Source organism: Bradyrhizobium sp. CCBAU 45321 (assembly GCF_028128975.1).
GTDB classification, from domain to species: domain Bacteria; phylum Pseudomonadota; class Alphaproteobacteria; order Rhizobiales; family Xanthobacteraceae; genus Bradyrhizobium; species Bradyrhizobium yuanmingense.
On record NZ_LFKZ01000115.1, the window covers coordinates 1 to 19,141 of the forward strand.

The window sequence follows — 19,141 nt, forward strand, 5'->3', positions numbered from 1 at the left end:
TCAGAATCGATTTCTCTCCAAATCGCAATGCCTTAGGATTACATGCGATTCCCCTGCCCTCCAGGGGAGGGTAAGAGAAGAGAGAGCTCACCTGCGATGTCTTCCAAGCTGGCGATCAGCTACCAGCACGTCACCAAGCGCTTCGGCTCCCTTGCAGCCGTCGATAACGTGTCGTTCGACATCGCCGCGGGTGAGTTTGTGGCCGTCGTCGGCGGCTCGGGCTCGGGCAAGACCACGCTGCTGCGGCTCGCCAACCGACTGATCGAGGCCGATAGCGGCACCATCACCGTTGAAGGCGAGGACGTGCGGAATGTCGATCCGGTCGCGCTTCGGCGCCGGGTCGGCTACGTCTTCCAGAGCGGCGGGCTGTTTCCGCATCTGAGCGTCGCCGACAATATCGGCATCACGCCGAAGCTGCTCGGCGAGCCGGAAGCGGCCGTTGCAGGCCGCGTCGACGAGCTGCTGGAGCTGGTGCAGCTCGACCGCGCATCGCATCGCGACCGGCTGCCCGAGGCGCTCTCCGGCGGCGAGCGTCAGCGCGTCGGTGTGGCGCGGGCGCTCGCGGCAAGGCCCCGCATCGTGCTGATGGACGAACCGTTCGGCGCGCTCGATCCCCTCACCCGCGATGCGCTCGGTGACGATTATCGCGCGCTGCACCGCAAGCTCGGCCTGACCACCGTGATGATCACCCATGACATGACCGAGGCGATCCTGCTCGCCGATCGCATCGCAGTGATGCGCGGGGGACGATTGCTCGCACAGGGTACGGCTGCGGAGCTCTCGAGCAGCAGCGACGATTACGTGCTCGAGCTGTTGCGTACCCCGCGCCGCCAGGTCGAGCGGCTGAACGCGTTACTGCCGATGGGCGGTGCGGCATGAGCCTCTTCACCGATCCGCGCTGGGGCGAGGCGCTGTCGCATCTGCCTGATTACCTCGGCAACCATGTGCGGGTGAGCCTCGCCGCCCTCGCGCTTGGCCTCGCCGTGAGCTTGCCGCTGGCGATCCTGACGCGCAATCGTCCGGCGCCACGCGGCATCCTGCTCGCGTTGGCCAGCATCGTGCAGACTGTACCCGGGCTGGCGCTGCTCGCGCTGTTCTATCCGCTGCTGCTGCTGGCTGCTTCCGTCACGCTGGCCTGGTTCGGAATATCCTTTTCGGCGTTCGGCTTCCTGCCGGCGATGCTGGCACTGGCGCTCTATTCGATGCTGCCGGTGCTGCGCAACGGCATCACCGGCCTCAACGGCATCGATCCCGCGCTGATCGAGGCTGCCGAGGGCGTCGGCATGACCGCGCGGCAATCGCTGCTGATCGTCGAGCTGCCGCTCGCGCTGCCGGTGATGATGGCCGGCATCCGCACCGCGGCGGTGTGGGTGATCGGCACCGCGACGCTGTCGACGCCGATCGGGCAGACCAGTCTCGGCAATTACATCTTCGCCGGCCTCCAGACCCAGAACTGGGTATTCGTGCTGTTCGGCTGCGTGGCTTCCGCCCTGCTCGCGCTCGCAGTCGACCAGTTGCTCGGCCTGATCGAGAGCGGCCTGCGCCGCCGCAGCCGCGCACGCAGCGGCCTCGGGGCGCTCGGAATCGCGGCGCTGGTTGCAGCAACGCTAGTGCCGACCATGGGGCGCTCGTCGTCAGGCTACGTGGTCGGCGCCAAAACCTTCGCGGAGCAATATGTGCTGTCGGCGTTGATGAGGGATCGCCTCCAGGCCGCCGGTCTGTCCGCGACGGCGCGCTCCGGCCTCGGCTCCAGCGTGATCTTCGGGGCGCTGAAGGCCGGCGACATCGATCTCTATGTCGATTATTCCGGTACGCTCTGGGCCAACCAGCTGCATCGCACCGACATCAAGCCCCGCGCAGAACTGGTCGCGGAATTGAAGACGGCGCTCGCCAAGGACAACATCACCCTGCTCGGCGAGCTCGGCTTCGAGAACGCCTATGCGCTGGTGATGCCAAGACGACGCGCCGATGCGCTCGGCATCCGAACCGTCGCCGATCTCGCCGCACATGCGGCTACGCTGTCGATTGCCGGCGACTACGAGTTCTTCTCGCGCCCCGAATGGGCTGCGCTGCAAAAGGCCTATGGGCTACAGTTCCGCGCCCAGCGCCAGATGCAGCCGGACTTCATGTATGCGGCCGTGGCCAGCGGCGAGGTCGACGTCATCGCTGGCTACACCAGCGACGGCTTGATCGCCAAATACGAGCTCACGGCGCTCGACGATCCCAAACGCGCGATCCCGCCCTACGACGCCATCCTGCTGCTTGCGCCCAAGCGCGCCGGTGACGCGCGACTGCAGGCGGCGCTCAAGCCATTGCTCGGCAAGATCGACATCGCCACCATGCGCGAGGCGAACCTGCGCGCCAGCGGCAATGATGCGAATTCATCACCGGATGCGGTGGCGAAGTGGCTGTGGGAGAAGGTGGGCGGGCGATAAGGTGAGATTTCGTAGGGTGGGCAAAGGCGCGTAAGCGCCGTGCCGACGGTCTTTGCGTGTGAGAGGTGGTGGGCACGCTTCAGCCTTCGCTCTCCGAGCTACGGCGGACAAGTCGCTTTGCCCACCCTACGGGTTCTCAGGTTGACGGTAAGGGCTACAGCCCCCGGATCATCCCCGCGTCGATCAGCAGCCGATTCAGCCGCCGCGCCTCGGCGCCATCCTTGCACCCGTAGAAGATGCCTTTGCAGCGGAGCATGATCTCCTTCTGCTCGGCAAAGGACGGATCGAGCGGGATGCCGGCGGCTTCCTGAACCACCAGCGGCAGATAGGGACCGTCAATCGTGTCCATCACGGCCTGGCTTCCGACCGGTTCGAAATTGATGGCGTCGATGGCGTAATAGGTCGCGTAGAGGCGCGGATCGTAGGCGTCGAGCTTCTTGCCGATGGCGCCCTCGTCGAGCCCGGGCTCGAGGATAGCAGCCGCAAACTCCGGCTGATGATCGCCGTAGCGAACGATCAGGAATGGCTCGCCGGGAAAGGTCTTCTTCAAACCGGCAACGAACGCCTTGTACTGCTCTGCGCTCATGGTCTGGCGGCGCAGATATTCATCGATGGACGGCATATTGCCCGGCGCGCGCCAATTCGGCAGCAGATCGGGACGGAAGCGGGTCTCCCAGGGGAAGTGGTTGGCACCGAGATAGATGAAGGCGAACAGCGGCTTGTTCGGCGGCTGCTGGCCGATCAGCTGAAGCGCCTTGTCGTAGAAGAAGCTGTCGGGCTCGACATCCTTGGCGCCGAGATCCTTGGAATCGAGGAAGCGCTCGATTCCCGTCGTCATCTGGAAGCTGCGCGCGCCCATGAAGCCGCCATGGGCGGGGTAGAGCGACAGCGTGTCATAGCCGCAGCGGCGCAGCGCCAGCGGCAGGCCGCGCTCGACCCGGTTCGAGGCGATGCGCGTGACGAAATAGGCGAAGCGGCCGAATGAACGCGAGGAAAGCCCTGCGAGCACGTTATACTCGGTGAACCAGCTCGGCCCGCCATTGCTCTCGGCGAGGAACGTGCGCTGCTTGCCGTCCCACGATTTGAAATAGTCGCCATAGCGCGGCGGCACCTTGATGCCCTGGGCGGCGCGGATGTCGAAGCTCGATTCATCATGGATCATGATGATGTTGGGGCGGCGGCCCGCCGGGTGGCAGGCATCGACCAGCGGCATGTTGAGCCGCTCGCCGGTCGAAGCAGACGCCTCCATGAAGCCGTATTGCGCAAAGTCGGAGACGGCCGTGACGCCCGAGCGGAAGAATTTCGAGAGATAGCCGTCGTCGTAATAGCCGCGCCAGGCCTCGTCCGGGTGATAGAGCGAATAGCTGACCAGGGCGGCAAGGCAGGCGAGCTTGCAGGCGAGCGCCGGCAGGCGACGGATGCGGAACGGATCGAGCCACCACAGCGCATACATCAGCGGCAGCGTGACGAGACCGGCCAGGATCACCGACCAGCGCAAATTCGGGAAGATCGTGAAAAGGAACGCGACGGTGTCGCGGTCGATCATCATCAGGTCGATGAAATTGACCGTCATCTGCACGACGTCGTGCTTGAGCCGCGACAGCAGCACCAGCACGACGACCATCGTCAGCGACAGCGCGCCCGACAGCGCGGGGCGACGCAGCAGCGTGATCCAGAAGAAATTAAGGATTCCCCAGGCCAGTGCGAAGGTCAGACGCGAGCCGAAATCGGTCTCGGTCTCGTACATCAGCGCGAGAGCCGCCAGATGCGGCGCTGCAACCGCGAGCAGCCGCCAGATGCCGAGCGCGGCGACGCTCGCCAGCACGGCCGTCGTGGCAGAAGGACCTGGATTGGGCGCGGACGCCATCGACGACACGCAACTTCTGGTCCGGCGCGGTGATGCCAAGCCTGGCTGGCCGACCTAAAAACAGCCAGGGCGTCCGGAGCAGCCGGAAGCCTGCACCGTGTCATAAAACTGTAACGGAATGGTCAAGGAGAGGCAACGCGCGGCGCGGTCCGACCTTCGCTTAATGTTAGCGGGCTGCGCCGTACGGCATCGACCAGAGCCGTTGGCCCGCTAGGGCTTTGCGATACCTGCGATGAACAGGTCGATCACCCCCTCCGCCATCCGTTCGATCTCGCCCTCCCCGACGCCCCAGCGCGGGAAATGGCCGTCGAGATTCATCCGGGCGAAACCGTAGACGAGGGCGCGCCCGGCGATCTGGATACGCTTAAGGTCGGCCGACCGCAGCAGGCCTTGCTCTGCCGCGTCGACCAGCATCTGCTCCGTTAGCGCGATCAGCTCGGCGTTGTCTCGTGTCAGGTCCGGCGAGCTGCCATGGGCAAAATAGCGCCCGGTTGAGATGATCTCGAAATGCGCGGGATTGCGCATGGCCCAACGCAAATAGGCGAGACCGAAGGCGCGGAAGCGGGCGAGCGGGTCGGCGGCCGGAGCCTCGCGCAGCGCCGCATCGATCTCGGCGCGAAAGCGCCGCTGCGCCTCCTCGGCCGCGGCTGCCATGAGCGCATCGCGGTTGGGAAAGTGTCGGAACGGCGCCCCCGGCGACACCGCGGCCCGGCGCGCGGCCTCCCGCACCGAGACTTCGGCGCCTTCCGCTGCGAGTTGCAGCGCAGCATCGATCAACACGCGGCGGAGGTCGCCGTGATGGTACGGCCGGGCTTCGGTGGCAGGGCGGCGCGCGCGCGGCTTGGACGGCTGACGGACAGGCATGGATCCTTCTAGCCTCACCCGAACGTGAATGTAAGCGATGATTACACCATTGACGGCCCGCAACGTCCAAATGTAATCACTGATTACATAGAGAGGGAGATCGCCATGTCCGAACGTCGAAGCTGGCTCGAAGGCTGGCGCCTGCTGGCCGTCCTCTGCTTGAGCCTCGTCACCCTCAGCCTATGGATCGCCTCGATGCGGCAGTTCGAGGTCGAGGGCGTTCGCATGGTGATCCGCTTCACGGCGCGAAGCTCGCTCCTGTTGTTCTGCCTCGCCTTCAGCGCCGCGGCGCTGGCGCGGCTATGGCCCAATGCCTGGACGCGCTGGCAGAAGCGCAACCGCCGCTATCTGGGCCTCAGCTTCGCGGCCTCCCACGCCATCCACGCGGCGGCGATCATGACGTTTGCCGGGATGGATCCGGCCGGATTTGCCGAGGCCATCTCGGCGGCCTCCTACATCTTCGGCGGCATCGGCTACGGCTTCATCATCGCCATGAGCGCGACGTCGTTCGACCGCACCGCTGCACTGATCGGCCCGCGCGCCTGGCGGGCCCTGCACCTTGTGGGCGGCTATTACCTCTGGCTCCAGTTCATGGTCTCGTTCGGCAAGCGCGTGCCGACGATGCCGCTCTATGCCGCCTTCCTACTTCCGCTGCTCATCGTGCTGGCGCTGCGCATGATTGCGATGGCCCACCATCCGCGTGGGCAGACCGTCCCGGCCGGCTGATGCGACGGCGTGCTTGGCAGGAGCCGAGCCGCTTCAGGCCGCGGAAAGAATGAGAGAGCAATGTCTCGCCGAGACGAAAGAGCGAGACCGCTGTTTGCGATCTCGCTCTACCATAGCCGCCAAGGTCCAAGATTTGGCTTGGCGAGCGAAGCTTGAATTTCGCTCGTCATTCCGCGGCGCGCGCTGAGCGCGAGCCCGGAATGACGGCGCAGACGTCAGTTCTTGCTCTTGTCGACCAGCGCGCCCTTCTTGATCCAAGGCATCATGTCGCGCAGCTTGGCGCCGACTTCCTCGATCGGGTGTGCGGCGAGCTTGGCGCGGGTCGCCTTGAACGAGGTCTGGTTGACCTTGTTCTCGAGCATCCAGTCGCGGGCGAACTTGCCGCCCTGGATGTCGGCCAGAACCTTGCGCATCTCCTTCTTGGTTTCGTCGGTGATGATGCGCGGGCCGGTGACGTACTCGCCGTACTCGGCGGTGTTGGAGATCGAGTAGTTCATGTTGGCGATGCCGCCTTCATAGATCAGGTCGACGATCAGCTTCACTTCGTGCAGGCACTCGAAATAGGCCATCTCCGGCGCGTAGCCGGCTTCGACCAGGGTCTCGTAGCCGCCCTTGATCAGCTCGACCAGGCCGCCGCACAGCACCACCTGCTCGCCGAACAGGTCGGTCTCGCACTCTTCCTTGAACGTGGTCTCGATGATGCCGGCGCGGCCGCCGCCGATGGCGGAGGCGTAGGACAGGCCGAGGTCATGGGCATTGCCCGAGACGTCCTTCGCAATTGCGATCAGGCAGGGCACGCCGCCGCCGCGCTGATATTCCGAGCGCACGGTGTGGCCGGGGCCCTTCGGCGCGATCATCAGCACATCGAGGTCGGCACGCGGATCGAGCAGGTTGAAGTGAACGTTGAGGCCGTGCGCGAACACCAGGGCAGCGCCCTTCTTCATGTTGTCGTGCAGGTGCTCGCGGTAGATGTCGCCCTGGAGCTCGTCCGGGGTCAGCATCATGACGAGGTCGGCCCATTTGGCAGCTTCCGCAACTTCCAGCACCTTGAAGCCGGCGGCTTCCGCCTTCTTCGCCGAAGCCGAACCCTTGCGCAGCGCAATGGCGACTTCCTTGACGCCGGAATCCTTCAGGTTGAGCGCATGGGCGTGACCCTGGCTGCCGTAGCCGACGATGGCGACCTTCTTGCCCTTGATCAGGTTCAGGTCGGCGTCGCGATCGTAATAAACACGCATAGGTCGTTTCCTCGTTCAGGGCCGAAATCGGCCAATGGTCAGTGTCCGAAGGGTGAAATTTGCGGATTTCGGGGGCTGTCTAGAGCATTTTCAGCCCTGAGGGAAACCCGTTTCTGCATGGAAATCCGCGACATCATGCATCCATGAAAACGGGGTAGAGGGAGGCCAGCAGCAGGATCGCCATCAGGATGTTGAAGGCGCGGACCAGCCGCTCGGAAGTCAGAACCGGCCGCAATGCGGTGCCGAACAGCGCCCAGACCACGGTCGAGACCGTGCCGACGACGAGGCTGATCACGGTCTGAATGGCGATGTTGAGCGGGAATTGGGCGATCGCCGCATAGGCAGTGATGGTGCCGATCACGATCACCCAACCCTTGGCATTGATCCATTGGAACATGGCCGCGCCCCAGAAGGTCATGGGGCCGCGGCCATTCTCCTCGCCCGGCTTGGCCGGACCGGCCATGGCGATCACAGCGGCGAGGTAAATCAGATAGGCAGCACCGGCATATTTCAGGATGGTCTGGAGGATCGGATAGGCCAGGAACACGGAGCCGAGCCCGAGGCCGACCGCGGCGACCATGAAGGCGAAACCGAGCACGATGCCGACGATGTGCGGGATGGTGCGCCGGAAGCCGTAGGTCAGGCCGGAGGACAGCAGCATGATGTTGTTCGGCCCGGGCGTGAAATACATCACGACCATGAAGACGAGGAAGGCGTAGAGCAGCGAGTAGGTCATCATCACCCTCACGCAGTCTTCGGTAGAACTTGCGGGCGCTTCGCCAGCACCATCACGGCGATCCCAAAGATCGCGGTCAGCATGCCGGCGAGGCGCAGCGGCCCGAACCGTTCGCCGAACACGATGCTGGAGGCCGCCGAGCCCACGAACGGCACCAGCAGTGCGAACGGCACCACTTGTGCAGCCGGATAGTCGCGCAAGAGGCGGCCCCATAGCCAATAGGCGATGCTGGTGGAAATGCCGCCGAGCATCAGCATGCAGAGCGCCGATGCCAGCGACATGTGCGTCAGCGACGTCCAGGTCGGCGCCGGACCGTTGGCGATCAGCGCCAGCACGAACAGCGGCACGGCCGAGGCGAGGCAGAGCCAGGCGAACAGATCGAACATCGGCACGCCGCGGGCGCCGCGCAGCAACAGATTGCCGATGGCGAAGCTGAGCGGCGAGACCATCAGAACCGCGAAGGCGCCGACGCTGAAATCATAGCCGACGGTGCCGCAGATCATCAAAAGGCCGGCCGCGGCAATGACGATCCCCAGAGTCTGCATCGGCGTCGGCCGCTCGCCGAACGCGAGCGCGGCAAAGCCGATCGTGAAGAGTGCCTGGCTCTGCACGACGACGCTTGTCAGGCCCACGGGCACCCCATGAGCGATGCCGTAGGCCTGCGACAGGAACTGACCGAGGAACAGCGTGAAGCTGATCGCGATCAGCAGTGACCAAGCGACCTTCGGCCTGGGAATGAACAGGCACGGCACCGCGGCGATGGTGAAGCGCAACGCCGTCATCAGCTCCGGCGACAGCTCGTCGAGCGCGATCCGGCTCGCCACGAAGGCAAGCCCCCAGATGATCGCCACCATGACGGCGATGAGGATGTCGGCCGGCTTCATTGTTGTTTCCGGTTCTGCTTTGTCTCGCAGCCCTGCTTGTTGTTTTGGTCTAGCCTTGCTCGCCGGCTTTCGGTTTCCGCAGCAGATACGTGCCGTGCATCGGCGCGTGGTAGTCGGCCGCGACCAGGGTGAAGCCGACGTCGGTCAGCATCCGCTCCATCACCCAGCCGAAGGTGGAATATTCGTCGCGCATGTGGGTCACCACGCCCTCGCGGGAGAAATCGTGGTTCTTGATCTGGAAGTCGGCCCATTGCTCGACGTCACGCTCGATCGCGTCGGGCATCGATGAGTAAACAATGTCGCGGAGATAAAATGTCGCTCCGGGCTTGAGCGCGCGAAAAATCCGCGACATCGCCACCGCTTTCCAGAAATCCGGCAGGTGGTGCAGCGTGAACTCGCTGACGATGAGATCGTAGGACTCGGGCCGGTAGGCGAAGCTGAGCAGACCGGCGGATTGGGTGCGCACGGGCGCCTTGCGGTCGCGGGCGTAGATCTCGGCGAGCGCCAGCATGGCCGGGGAAATGTCGATGGCGTCGACGTCGGCCCCCATCAACGCCGCTTCGGTGGCGAGCACGCCGTTGCCGCAGCCGATATCGGCAATGCGCCAGCCGCGCTGGACCCCGAGCATCTTCAGAGCGGCGCGCGCCCGTAGATCGGCATCGTCATGGTTGTCGTAGATCGAGGCCACAGCGGGCTCGATCCCCATCCGGTTCCGCTCGTTGTAGTACCAGTCGCGCGCCAACATGGCTCACATCCCTTCAGGCCCGCGACCGATCGCGGCAACACCCGTGCGCGACACCTCGACGAGGCCGAGCGGGCGCATCAGATCGATATATTGATTGATCTTGTCCGTATTGCCTGTGATCTCGAACACAAAGCTCTCGGTGGTGGCGTCGATCACACGGGCGCGGAACGCGTCCGCCAGTCTGAGCGCCTCGACCCGATGCTCGCCCTGCCCGCGCACCTTGACCATCGCCAACTCCCGCTCGATCGAGCGCTTGGTCTGGGTCATGTCGACGACCTGATACACCGGGATCATGCGGTCGAGCTGGTTCTTGATCTGCGCGATCACCATCGGCGTGCCCGTGGTCACGATGGTGATGCGCGACAGATGCTTCTGTGCCTCGGTCTCCGAGACCGTGAGGCTCTCGATGTTGTAGCCGCGCCCCGAGAACAGGCCGATGACGCGCGCGAGCACGCCCGGCTCGTTCTGCACGAGCACCGCAAGCGTATGCGTCTCGTTGGGATCGTGACGGTCCTCGATGAAATAGGCGGATGCGGGCTGGTTCATTGTCGTCCCCTCTGTCTCTCCGTCACGCCGTCGCCGGCGCGTCCGTCCCGACCCAACGGCGGAACAGTTCGAAATCGATATTGCCGCCGGACAGCACGAGACCGACGCGCTTGCCCTTCAGCTTGCTCTTTTCCTGCAGCGCCGCCGCCAGCGCGGCAGCTCCAGCGCCTTCGGCGAGATTGTGCGTGTCGGTCCAATAGGCGCGGATCGCGAGCGCGATCTCATCGTCCGTAACCTGGACGATGCGCGAGGCGCCCTTGCAAACAAGCGCAACAGCTTCCGCGTCCGGAAAGCGTGTCGCCACGCCATCGGCCAGCGTATCACTGGTCTCGGTCGTTACGACCTTGCCGGCCGCGAACGAAAGCGCATATGACGGCGCCTCGGTCGATTGCACACCGATGATCTCCGTCTTCAGGCCCAGCAAGTCGCGCACTAGGATGCAGGCGCTGATACCGGAGCCCTGCCCGATCGGAACGTAGAGCACGTCGAGATCGGGCACCGCGCGGAACAGTTCCAGTGCGTAGGTCGCCACCCCCAGCACGAGGTCATGGTGGAACGAAGGCACCATGTGCAGGCCTTCGAACTGCGCGCGGCGCCCGGCTTCTTCGCGCGCTAGCTGGAAATCGTCGCCGTGCTCGACCAGATCGGCGCCGAACGCGCGCATGGCATGGTTCTTCTCAACCGAATTGCCTTTTGGCACATAGATCACGGCGGGCACGCCGTGACGCCGCGCCGCGAAAGCAAGACTCTGGCCATGATTGCCGCGGGTGGCCGAGATGATGCCCGGCACGTTCGGCCGCTCTCGCTTCAGCCGATCGAGATAGACCAGGCCGCCACGCACCTTGAAGGCGCCGGTCGGCGTGTGGTTCTCGTGCTTGACCACGACCGCGGTGCCGAGCCGGCGGCTGAGCAACGGCCAGGCATGCGCCGGCGTTGCCGGCACCGCCTTCCCCACGATCGCATGTGCGCGCTCGAGTTCGTGCAGGTCGAACATGGCGTCACACCAACGCCTTGCCGCCGGCGAATGCCTTCGCGGTCGCCTCGTCGTTGGCCTGCTCCGGCAGCAGCATCTCGTTGTGGGCCTTGCCGGAGGGGATCATCGGGAAGCAGTTTTCGAGCGCCGCGACGCGGCAGTCGAACAGCACCGGGCGCTTGACCGAGATCATCTCCTTGATGGCGCCATCGAGATCGGGCGGCTTGTGCACCTGAAGCCCGACGGCGCCGTAGGCCTCCGCGAGCTTGACGAAATCCGGCAGCGCTTCCGAATAGGAATGCGACAACCGGTTGCCGTGCAACAGCTGCTGCCACTGGCGCACCATGCCCATGTACTGGTTGTTCAGGATGAAGATCTTGATTGGCAGCTCGTACTGAACCGCCGTCGACATCTCCTGCATTGTCATCTGCACCGAGGCATCGCCGGCAATGTCGATGACGAGGCTGTCCGGGTGGGCCACCTGAACGCCGACCGCGGCCGGCAGGCCGTAGCCCATCGTGCCGAGACCGCCCGAGGTCATCCAGCGATGCGGCTCCTCGAAGCCATAGAACTGCGCCGCCCACATCTGATGCTGGCCGACCTCGGTCGTGATGTAGGTATCCTTGCCGCGCGTCTGTTCGAACAAGGCCTGGATCGCGTGCTGCGGCAGGATGACGTCGCTGCTCTTCTTGTAATAGAGCGAGTTGCGGGCGCGCCATTGCGCAATCTGCTGCCACCACGACTTGATGTCGGGCTTCTTCGCCTCCGCCTTGAACACCTGGAGGATGTCGCCGAGGACGTTGCCGCAATCGCCGATGATCGGCACGTCGACGCGGATGTTCTTGTTGATCGAGGACGGATCGATGTCGATGTGGATCTTCTTCGAGCCGGGCGAAAACGCATCGACGCGGCCGGTGATGCGGTCGTCGAAGCGCGCGCCGACGCACAGCATGACGTCGCAATCATGCATGGTCATGTTGGCTTCGTAGGTGCCGTGCATGCCGAGCATGCCGAGCCAGTTGTTGCCCGACGCCGGATAGGCGCCGAGGCCCATCAGCGTCGAGGTGATCGGGAAGCCGGTGACCTCAACCAGCTCGCGCAACAGCCTGGTCGCCTCGGAGCCGGAATTGATGACGCCGCCGCCGCTGTAGATCACGGGACGCTTGGCGTTCGCGAGCAGCGAGACCGCCTTGCGGATCTGCGTCGCATCGCCCTTCACGCGCGGCGCGTAGGAGCGGTGCACGTCGGACTTGCGCGGGGGATGGTAAGTGCCGGTGGCGAACTGCACGTCCTTGGGAACGTCGACCAGCACCGGGCCCGGACGGCCCGAGGTGGCGACGTAGAAGGCCTCATGCAGCACCTTGGCGAGATCGTTGACGTCGCGCACCAGCCAATTGTGCTTGGTGCAGGGACGCGTGATGCCGACGGTGTCGCATTCCTGGAACGCGTCGTTGCCGATCAGATGCGTCGGCACCTGGCCGGAGATGCAGACCAGCGGAATGGAGTCCATCAGCGCATCCGTCAGCGGCGTCACCATGTTGGTGGCGCCGGGGCCGGAGGTCACCAGCGCAACGCCCGGCTTGCCGGTGGAACGCGCATAGCCCTCGGCGGCATGGCCCGCGCCCTGTTCGTGGCGGACCAGGATATGCTGGACCTCGCTCTGCTGGAAGATCTCGTCATAGATCGGAAGCACCGCGCCGCCGGGATAGCCGAAAATGTCGGTCACGCCGTGATCGATGAGTGCGCGGACGATCATCGCGGCGCCCGTCATCTGGTTCGGATCGTGGCTCTTGTCGCTCATTGGCTTGCTCCGGATGCGCTGTTGTCAGCGGCTTCGTTCGTGTCGGGTTCGGGAAATAAAAAAGGCCCCGAAGAGGGCCCATGCACACCGCCTGTCATGTGGATGGCAGCTAGCCACCCCCGGCGGTGTGCCTGGGTACGACGGCGATAAGGAGTTTGGTAATAATGTTACGCATGGCGGCGCTCGGCTTCCCAAAGGTTGCGCGAAACATAGCGGCCAAACCCTGGATGTCAAGGCAATGCGGCCGTTCCCGCGCGATTTCGGCAGTGTAGCGGTGTTCCCCGGGTTCGGCGAGAGGTAAATTCGGGAACCCGGCACAAAAGCGCGTCAGTCGGTGTGCCGTTCCGCCGACACGGCCGCGGCGAGCCATCCCCTCGCCTCCTCCCGCCTCACCCATTCGAAGTCCGGCAGCTGGTGCCGGAACCAGGTGAATTGCCGCTTGGCATAATGGCGGGTATCGGCACGGCCAATGCTGGCGGCCTCCTCCAGGCTGAGTTCGCCGCGCAGGTGCCGGATCAAGGATGGCACGCCATGGGCCTTCATGGCCGGCAGCAGCGGATCGAGATGCCTGGCGGCCAGCCGCTCGACCTCCTCGAGCGCGCCGGCGCCCAGCATGGCATCGAAACGGGCATCGATGCGGGCATAGAGCTCGTCACGTTCGGGCGCGAGGAAGACCGCGCGAAACCTGTCCTTGGGCAGCAGCGGTGGCTGTCCCTCCCGCTGCCAATCGAGCAGCGAACGGCCGGTTGCCTCGATCACCTCGAGCGCGCGGGCGATGCGGGTGCGGTCGCGCAGGTTCAATCGCTCGGCCGCGCGCGGATCGCGGCCTGCGAGTTCCGCGTGCAGCGCTTCGACGCCGTTCCGTTCCAGCCGCGCGCGCACATCCTCGCGCAGCTCGGCAGGGATCGGCGGCACCACGGAGAGACCTGTGGTCAGCGCCTTGAAATAGAGCCCGGTGCCGCCGATGAAGATCGGCAGCCGTCGCTGGGCCCTCGCCTCATCGAGCGCCTTCGCCGCATCGCTTACCCAGGCACCGGCCGAGAAATTCACGGCGGCATCGACGTGGCCATAGAGACGATGCGGCACGAGCGCCTCGTCCGCTGCGGTCGGCCGCGCCGTGATGATGCGGAGGTCACGATAGACCTGCATGGAATCGGCATTGATGACGACGCCGCCGGCGGCGCGCGCAAGCTCGAGCGCCAGCGCCGACTTGCCGCTGGCGGTCGGGCCTGCGATAAGCACGGCCTTGCTCGAATACCCCTCGCTCACGAAAACCTCAAATGTCCCTCGTTGCCACGCTGATCTGCAACCCTGACAATCCCGCGCTCGACTCGACCATCGTCGATGGCGCCCGCGCCGTGCTGCCGCAGGCGGCGCCCGCGCACTGGCTGTTCGACGGGGTTGCGGTCGACATCCCCTTCGGCGCGGACAGTAACCTCGAAGGCGACCGCAACGCCATCGAGCAGCGGCTCCGCGAACTCCGCGGCGATTTGCCCATCGACATCGTCGTGCAGCCTGTTGGCTTCCGGCGCAAGAAGCTTTTTCTCGCCGACATGGATTCCACCATGATCGGCCAGGAATGCATCGATGAGCTCGCCGATTTCGTCGGGGTCAAGGCGCATGTCGCAGGCATCACCGAGCGTGCCATGCGCGGCGAGATCGAGTTCGAGCCGGCGCTGCGCGAACGCGTCGCGCTGCTCAAGGACCTGCCCGCCAGCGCAGTCGACGAGGTGCTGGCCAAGCGCATCACGCTGACGCCGGGCGGCCGCGAGCTGGTCGCCACCATGCGCGCGAACGGCGCCTATACCTGTCTCGTCTCCGGCGGCTTTACATTGTTCACGCGCGCGGTCGCCGCCAAGATCGGCTTCCAGGAGAACCGCGCAAACGAGCTCGTCGTGCGCGACGGCAAGTTCACCGGCGAAGTGAAGGAGCCGATCCTGGGCCGCGCTGCGAAGCTCGCGACCTTGGTGGACCTGATGGAATCGTTCGATCTCGACGACATCGACTCGGTCGTGGTCGGCGACGGCGCCAACGACCTCGCGATGATCCAGGCCGCAGGTCTGGGCGTGGCCTATCACGCCAAGCCGGCGGTGGCGGCCGCCGCTTCCGTGCGGATCGATCACGGCGATCTCACCGCGCTGCTGTATGCGCAGGGGTATCGGCGCGAAGAGTTCGTGGAGGGGTAACCACTCTCGCTGCTCGCTCAGCAGCCGTAGGGTGGGCAAAGGCGCACTTTGCGCCGTGCCCACCACTTCACGCCGTGATGGCGGACAGAATGATGGTGGGCACGCTTCGCTTTGCCCACCCTACGGCGCTACGCGCTATCCCTACTGCACGCTCAGCGCGACGAAGCGCAGCTCGCCCTCGCCGTTCGAGACCAGCAGCAGCACCGATTTCTTGCCGTCCTTCTTGAGCTGATCGACCCGTTTCTGGATGTCGGCGCCGCTCGACACCGCCTCCTGCGCCACCTCGACGATGACGTCGCCGGCGGACAAGCGCTTTTCGGCGGCGTCCGAATTGGCGTCGACATTGGTGACGACCACGCCCTTGACGCTGTCCTTGATCTTGTAGCGCGTGCGCAAATCCTTGCTCAGGGCTGCGAGATCGAGGCCGAGCGCCTTCTGCGTCACCGGTTTCTCCGGCGCCGGCTCGTCGGTCTTCACCGCCGCCTGCACCTTGTCGGCATCCTGCAGGCGGCCGAGCGTGACCTTCTTGGTTTCCTCCTGCCCCTTGCGGATGATGACGACGTCGACCTCCTTGCCGACCGCGGTGTCGGCGACGACGCGGGACAAGTCCTTCGGGTCCTTGACGTCCTTGCCGTCGAACTTGACGACGACGTCGCCGGGCTCGATGCCGGCGGGCTTGGCCGGGCCCTTGTCGTCGACGCCGGCGACCAGCGCACCGCGCGCGGGTTTGATATTGAGGCTTTCGGCGATCTCGTCGGTGACGCTCTGGATGCGCACGCCGAGCCAGCCGCGGCGCAGCTCGCCGAACTGGCGGAGCTGGTCGACGACGCCCACCACCGTCTTCGACGGCACCGCGAAGCCGATGCCGATGGAGCCGCCGGACGGCGAGATGATCAGCGTGTTGACGCCGATGACGTCGCCATCGAGGTTGAACAGGGGTCCGCCGGAATTGCCGCGGTTGATGGAGGCGTCGGTCTGGATGTAGCTGTCGTACGGCCCCGAAGAAATGTCGCGGTTCTTGGCCGAGACGATGCCGGCGGTCACCGTACCACCGAGACTGAAGGGATTGCCGATCGCGACCACCCAGTCGCCGAGGCGCAGCTTGTCGGAGTCGCCGAACTTGACTGCGACCAACGGCTTCGTCGGCTTGATCCTGAGCACGGCGAGATCGGTTTTCTTGTCGACGCCGACCAGCTCGGCCTTGATCTTGGTGCCGTCGTTGAGGATGACGTGGATCTCGTCGGCGTCCGCAATGACGTGGTTGTTGGTGACGACGACGCCCGCGGTGTCGATGATGAAACCGCTTCCGAGCGAATTGGTCTTGCGCGGCGCGCTGTTCTCGCCGCCCTTGCTGCCGCCACCTGGTCCCCGGCGGTTCTTGAAGAAGTCGTCGAAGAACTCCTCGAACGGCGAGCCGGGCGGCAGTTGCGGCATGGTGTTGCTGCCGCCCCCCTTGGCGTCGACCGTCTGAGAGGTCGAGATGTTGACCACCGCGTCGATCACCTTCTCGGCGACGTCGGCGATGCCATCCGGTCCACGCGCATGGGCCGGCGCGCCGAACGCGCTGCAAGCACCGATGGCGAGCGCAACCAGCCCAAGTCGAACACCAAATCGCGCGCGGCGGCGCGAGCGGGACGGGGCAATGGTGGCAGCGGTCATTGTGATCTCCAGGCAAAAGGGATTCGGCGCCAGACTGCGCTCGAACGGGGGCGCGGCGCAAGCGCGGAGCTTAACGGGCCTCAAGAGCCCGATAATACGGCGAAAACCAGTCTGGCGCCTTCACTTTGGCGTTGGGCCGAAGGCTTAAATCGGGCGCCGCATAACCCAGATCAGGACCAGGCCGGCCACGGCCGAGCCGATCCCGACCGCCCGCAGGATGTTGTCCGGCGTGGCGATGGCGCTTTTCATGGCTTTGCGCATCCAGTTTGGACTGGCCGCGAACATCAAGCCTTCGAGGACGAACAGGATGCCTAGGCCGATGAGGAAGTCGGCGAACGCAATGGACCTCATCGGAATGGAACCTCCCGCTATGCTGTTCTTGTCTGGACGGAGGGCGGCGAAATCCGCCGCCCTCTGTCTAACTTACGGCTTCGCCGGCGTCTCAGTTGCCATCTTGCCGGACGGGTTACTGAAGTACCGGAAGAAATCCGTGTCCGGCCGCAGCAGGAAGCGGGTATCGCTGGCACGCAGCCCGTTCTCATAGGCCGTCATCGACCGGTAGAAGGCGAAGAAGTCGGCGTCCTTGCCGTAGGCTTCCGCAAACAGGCGGTTGCGCTCGGCATCGCCTGCACCGCGGGTCTGCTCGGCCTGCGAATTGGCTTCCGCGATGATGACGGTCGCCTCGCGGTCGGCCTTGGACCTGATCTCCTGAGCCTTCTGTCCGCCCTGTGCCCGGAACTCGGCGGCCTCGCGCTCACGCTCGGTCTTCATGCGCTGATAGACCGCCTGGCTGTTCTGCTCCGGCAGGTCGGCGCGGCGGATCCGGACGTCGACGACCTCAATGCCGTAGCCATCGGCTTCGCGGTCGAGCTGGTCGCGAATGCGCAGCATCAGCTTCTCGCGGTCGTCGCGCACCACGTTGATGAAGGTAACCTCGCCGAGCACGCGGCGCAGCGCCGCGTTCAGGAGCGTGGTGAGCTGGATGTTGGCAGCCTGGATCGAGCCGACGCTCTGATAGAAGCGCAGTGCGTCCTTGATGCGGTAGCGCGCGAAGGCATCGACCACGAGCCGCTTCTGGTCGGAGGCGATCGCCTCCTGCGACGGGTTCTCCAGGTCGAGGATCCGCTTGTCGATGTTGATCACCGAATTCCACGGCGCCTTGAAGTGCAGGCCGGGCGCCGTGACGACGTCGACGGGCCTGCCGAACTGGAGCACGATCGTCTGCTCGGTCTGCTGCACCGTGAACAGCGACATGTAGGCCACGATCAGGACCAGAAGCAGCCCGAGCAGCGTGACGAAACCTGTAACCGGAGACTTCATCGGTTGCCTCCGCTCGACTGCGGACCGGTCGTAGGTGTCCGTTTTGGCGTCAGTTCGGGAAGCGGCAGATAGGGCACCACGCCTTGGCCTGAGGGGCCACCGTCATAGACGAGCTTCTCGGCGCCGCCGAGCACGCGCTCCATCGTCTCCAGATAAATGCGTTCTCGCGTCACGTCGGGCGCCTTCTTGTATTCCTCGTAAACCTTCAGGAAGCGCGCGCTCTGGCCCTTGGCCTCGGCGACCGCCTGCTCCTTGTAGCCTTCGGCGTCCTGCAGGATCTTGGCCGAACGTCCGCGCGCCTGCGGCACCACCTGGTTGGCATAGGTCTGCGCTTCGTTCTGCAGCTGCTCGAGATTGGCTCGTGCGGCCTGGACGTCGCGGAAGGCATCGATCACCTGCGCGGGCGGATCGACCTTTTGCATCTGCACCTGGGTGATCTGAATGCCGGCGCCGTAGCTGTCCAAAGTCTTCTGGATCAGCTCGTGCACGCCCTGCTCGGTGACGTTGCGCGCTCCGGTCAGGATCGGCTGGATCTGAGATCGGCCGATCACCTCGCGCATCGCGCTCTCGGAGACCGCCTTCACGGTGCCTTCGGGATTCTGGATGTTGAACAGGAAGTCGCCGATGCCGTCCGGCTTGATCCGCCACAGCACGGTGAAGTCGACGTCGACGATGTTCTCGTCGCCGGTCAGCATCAGGCTCTCTTCCGGCACGTCCCGGATGGAGCGGCCGCGCCGCGCCGGGTCCTCGATCACCGTCATGCCGATGGAGGTGGTGTTGACGCGCAGTGCCTTCGGCAGCAGCACGGTCTCGATCGGATAAGGCAGATGATAGTTCAGGCCCGGCTGCACGGTGCGCACGTGCTTTCCGAAGCGCATCACGACGCCGAGCTCTTCGGATTGCACGCGGAAGAAGCCCGACAGCAGCCAGAATGCGACGATCAGCAGGATGATCAGCGTGATGCCGATGCCGGAGAAATAACCGCCCGGCATGATCTGCTGGAGGCGGTCTTGGCCGCGCCGCAGAAGGTCTTCCAGATCCGGCGGCCTCGGCCCGACCGGTTGCGGGCCTGAGCCCCACGGTCCCTTTGGACCCGAGCCCCACGGGCCACCGCCCTGATTCTTCCACGGCATTCGACGTTCTCCTCGGCAGGGTGGAATTGCC

At 65.0% G+C, this 19,141-nt stretch carries 18 protein-coding genes; 4 read left to right on the forward strand and 14 right to left on the reverse strand.

Features of this window, described 5'->3' with window-relative positions; genetic code table 11:
• Positions 1-96 precede the first annotated feature (96 nt).
• Positions 97-879 carry an ATP-binding cassette domain-containing protein gene (locus ACM43_RS14075; RefSeq protein ID WP_271540695.1) on the forward strand — a complete coding sequence of 261 codons (783 nt, stop codon included), beginning with the start codon at positions 97-99 and terminating at the stop codon, positions 877-879.
• Positions 876-2,435 carry an ABC transporter permease/substrate-binding protein gene (locus ACM43_RS14080; protein WP_271540696.1) on the forward strand — a complete coding sequence of 520 codons (1,560 nt, stop codon included), beginning with the start codon at positions 876-878 and terminating at the stop codon, positions 2,433-2,435. The genes ACM43_RS14075 and ACM43_RS14080 overlap by 4 nt, the downstream gene beginning before the upstream one ends.
• Before the next feature lie 154 nt (positions 2,436-2,589).
• On the opposite strand, the gene ACM43_RS14085 is transcribed toward ACM43_RS14080, so the two are convergent.
• Positions 2,590-4,302 carry a sulfatase-like hydrolase/transferase gene (locus tag ACM43_RS14085; RefSeq protein ID WP_157284708.1) on the reverse strand — a complete coding sequence of 571 codons (1,713 nt, stop codon included), beginning with the start codon at positions 4,300-4,302 and terminating at the stop codon, positions 2,590-2,592.
• Positions 4,303-4,512: 210 nt separating this feature from the next.
• Positions 4,513-5,166 carry a TetR/AcrR family transcriptional regulator gene (locus ACM43_RS14090; RefSeq protein WP_271540697.1) on the reverse strand — a complete coding sequence of 218 codons (654 nt, stop codon included), beginning with the start codon at positions 5,164-5,166 and terminating at the stop codon, positions 4,513-4,515.
• A 105-nt stretch (positions 5,167-5,271) separates the two neighbouring features.
• Here ACM43_RS14090 and ACM43_RS14095 point away from each other — a divergent pair, with 105 nt between their 5' ends.
• Positions 5,272-5,892: a hypothetical protein gene (locus ACM43_RS14095; RefSeq protein ID WP_271540698.1), complete on the forward strand. Its 621-nt coding sequence runs from the start codon at positions 5,272-5,274 to the stop codon at positions 5,890-5,892.
• A gap of 215 nt (positions 5,893-6,107) precedes the next feature.
• On the opposite strand, the gene ilvC is transcribed toward ACM43_RS14095, so the two are convergent.
• The 8 genes from ilvC to miaA form a co-directional block, all read right to left on the reverse strand.
• Positions 6,108-7,127 (reverse strand): ketol-acid reductoisomerase, encoded by a 1,020-nt coding sequence (ilvC, locus tag ACM43_RS14100; protein WP_027577255.1) that lies wholly within the window; start codon positions 7,125-7,127, stop codon positions 6,108-6,110.
• 133 nt (positions 7,128-7,260) lie between these two features.
• Positions 7,261-7,863 carry a LysE family translocator gene (locus ACM43_RS14105; RefSeq protein ID WP_036006650.1) on the reverse strand — a complete coding sequence of 201 codons (603 nt, stop codon included), beginning with the start codon at positions 7,861-7,863 and terminating at the stop codon, positions 7,261-7,263.
• Positions 7,864-7,871: 8 nt separating this feature from the next.
• Positions 7,872-8,747 carry an EamA family transporter gene (locus ACM43_RS14110; RefSeq protein WP_271540699.1) on the reverse strand — a complete coding sequence of 292 codons (876 nt, stop codon included), beginning with the start codon at positions 8,745-8,747 and terminating at the stop codon, positions 7,872-7,874.
• Positions 8,748-8,796: 49 nt separating this feature from the next.
• Positions 8,797-9,492 (reverse strand): class I SAM-dependent methyltransferase, encoded by a 696-nt coding sequence (locus ACM43_RS14115; RefSeq protein WP_036006616.1) that lies wholly within the window; start codon positions 9,490-9,492, stop codon positions 8,797-8,799.
• A 3-nt stretch (positions 9,493-9,495) separates the two neighbouring features.
• Positions 9,496-10,038, reverse strand: coding sequence for an acetolactate synthase small subunit (gene ilvN / locus ACM43_RS14120; protein WP_018640841.1), 543 nt, complete (start codon positions 10,036-10,038; stop codon positions 9,496-9,498).
• Between the two features lie 22 nt (positions 10,039-10,060).
• Positions 10,061-11,032, reverse strand: a complete 972-nt coding sequence (locus ACM43_RS14125; RefSeq protein ID WP_271540700.1) for a threonine dehydratase — start codon at positions 11,030-11,032, stop codon at positions 10,061-10,063.
• Positions 11,033-11,036: 4 nt separating this feature from the next.
• Entirely contained in the window at positions 11,037-12,812 is a 1,776-nt protein-coding gene (locus ACM43_RS14130; RefSeq protein ID WP_271540701.1) for an acetolactate synthase 3 large subunit, read from the reverse strand.
• A gap of 327 nt (positions 12,813-13,139) precedes the next feature.
• Entirely contained in the window at positions 13,140-14,081 is a 942-nt protein-coding gene (miaA, locus tag ACM43_RS14135; RefSeq protein WP_271540702.1) for a tRNA (adenosine(37)-N6)-dimethylallyltransferase MiaA, read from the reverse strand.
• Between the two features lie 11 nt (positions 14,082-14,092).
• Between miaA and serB the strand changes: the two genes are divergently transcribed.
• Entirely contained in the window at positions 14,093-14,998 is a 906-nt protein-coding gene (serB, locus tag ACM43_RS14140) for a phosphoserine phosphatase SerB (protein ID WP_271540703.1), read from the forward strand.
• Positions 14,999-15,139: 141 nt separating this feature from the next.
• Here the strand turns inward: serB and ACM43_RS14145 are convergent, their stop codons facing one another.
• The 4 genes from ACM43_RS14145 to hflK form a co-directional block, all read right to left on the reverse strand.
• Entirely contained in the window at positions 15,140-16,657 is a 1,518-nt protein-coding gene (locus ACM43_RS14145) for a Do family serine endopeptidase (RefSeq protein ID WP_271540704.1), read from the reverse strand.
• Positions 16,658-16,801: 144 nt separating this feature from the next.
• On the reverse strand, positions 16,802-17,008 hold the full coding sequence (locus ACM43_RS14150) for a DUF2065 domain-containing protein (protein WP_025038031.1): 207 nt from the start codon (positions 17,006-17,008) through the stop codon (positions 16,802-16,804).
• A gap of 72 nt (positions 17,009-17,080) precedes the next feature.
• Positions 17,081-17,977 carry a protease modulator HflC gene (gene hflC, locus ACM43_RS14155; RefSeq protein ID WP_271540705.1) on the reverse strand — a complete coding sequence of 299 codons (897 nt, stop codon included), beginning with the start codon at positions 17,975-17,977 and terminating at the stop codon, positions 17,081-17,083.
• On the reverse strand, positions 17,974-19,110 hold the full coding sequence (hflK, locus tag ACM43_RS14160) for an FtsH protease activity modulator HflK (protein WP_271540706.1): 1,137 nt from the start codon (positions 19,108-19,110) through the stop codon (positions 17,974-17,976). Before hflK ends, hflC begins: the two co-directional genes overlap by 4 nt.
• Positions 19,111-19,141: the final 31 nt, after the last annotated feature.

Coding starts and splice junctions, on each gene's coding strand:
- ACM43_RS14130 (WP_271540701.1), bottom strand. CDS start 12,812: ATGAGCGACAAGAGCCACGATCCGAACCAGATGACGGGCGCCGCGATG.
- serB (WP_271540703.1), top strand. CDS start 14,093: ATGTCCCTCGTTGCCACGCTGATCTGCAACCCTGACAATCCCGCGCTC.
- ACM43_RS14085 (WP_157284708.1), bottom strand. CDS start 4,302: ATGGCGTCCGCGCCCAATCCAGGTCCTTCTGCCACGACGGCCGTGCTG.
- ACM43_RS14110 (WP_271540699.1), bottom strand. CDS start 8,747: ATGAAGCCGGCCGACATCCTCATCGCCGTCATGGTGGCGATCATCTGG.
- hflK (WP_271540706.1), bottom strand. CDS start 19,110: ATGCCGTGGAAGAATCAGGGCGGTGGCCCGTGGGGCTCGGGTCCAAAG.
- ilvN (WP_018640841.1), bottom strand. CDS start 10,038: ATGAACCAGCCCGCATCCGCCTATTTCATCGAGGACCGTCACGATCCC.
- ACM43_RS14125 (WP_271540700.1), bottom strand. CDS start 11,032: ATGTTCGACCTGCACGAACTCGAGCGCGCACATGCGATCGTGGGGAAG.
- ilvC (WP_027577255.1), bottom strand. CDS start 7,127: ATGCGTGTTTATTACGATCGCGACGCCGACCTGAACCTGATCAAGGGC.
- ACM43_RS14095 (WP_271540698.1), top strand. CDS start 5,272: ATGTCCGAACGTCGAAGCTGGCTCGAAGGCTGGCGCCTGCTGGCCGTC.
- ACM43_RS14115 (WP_036006616.1), bottom strand. CDS start 9,492: ATGTTGGCGCGCGACTGGTACTACAACGAGCGGAACCGGATGGGGATC.
- ACM43_RS14105 (WP_036006650.1), bottom strand. CDS start 7,863: ATGACCTACTCGCTGCTCTACGCCTTCCTCGTCTTCATGGTCGTGATG.
- hflC (WP_271540705.1), bottom strand. CDS start 17,977: ATGAAGTCTCCGGTTACAGGTTTCGTCACGCTGCTCGGGCTGCTTCTG.
- ACM43_RS14080 (WP_271540696.1), top strand. CDS start 876: ATGAGCCTCTTCACCGATCCGCGCTGGGGCGAGGCGCTGTCGCATCTG.
- ACM43_RS14090 (WP_271540697.1), bottom strand. CDS start 5,166: ATGCCTGTCCGTCAGCCGTCCAAGCCGCGCGCGCGCCGCCCTGCCACC.
- ACM43_RS14075 (WP_271540695.1), top strand. CDS start 97: ATGTCTTCCAAGCTGGCGATCAGCTACCAGCACGTCACCAAGCGCTTC.
- ACM43_RS14150 (WP_025038031.1), bottom strand. CDS start 17,008: ATGAGGTCCATTGCGTTCGCCGACTTCCTCATCGGCCTAGGCATCCTG.
- ACM43_RS14145 (WP_271540704.1), bottom strand. CDS start 16,657: ATGACCGCTGCCACCATTGCCCCGTCCCGCTCGCGCCGCCGCGCGCGA.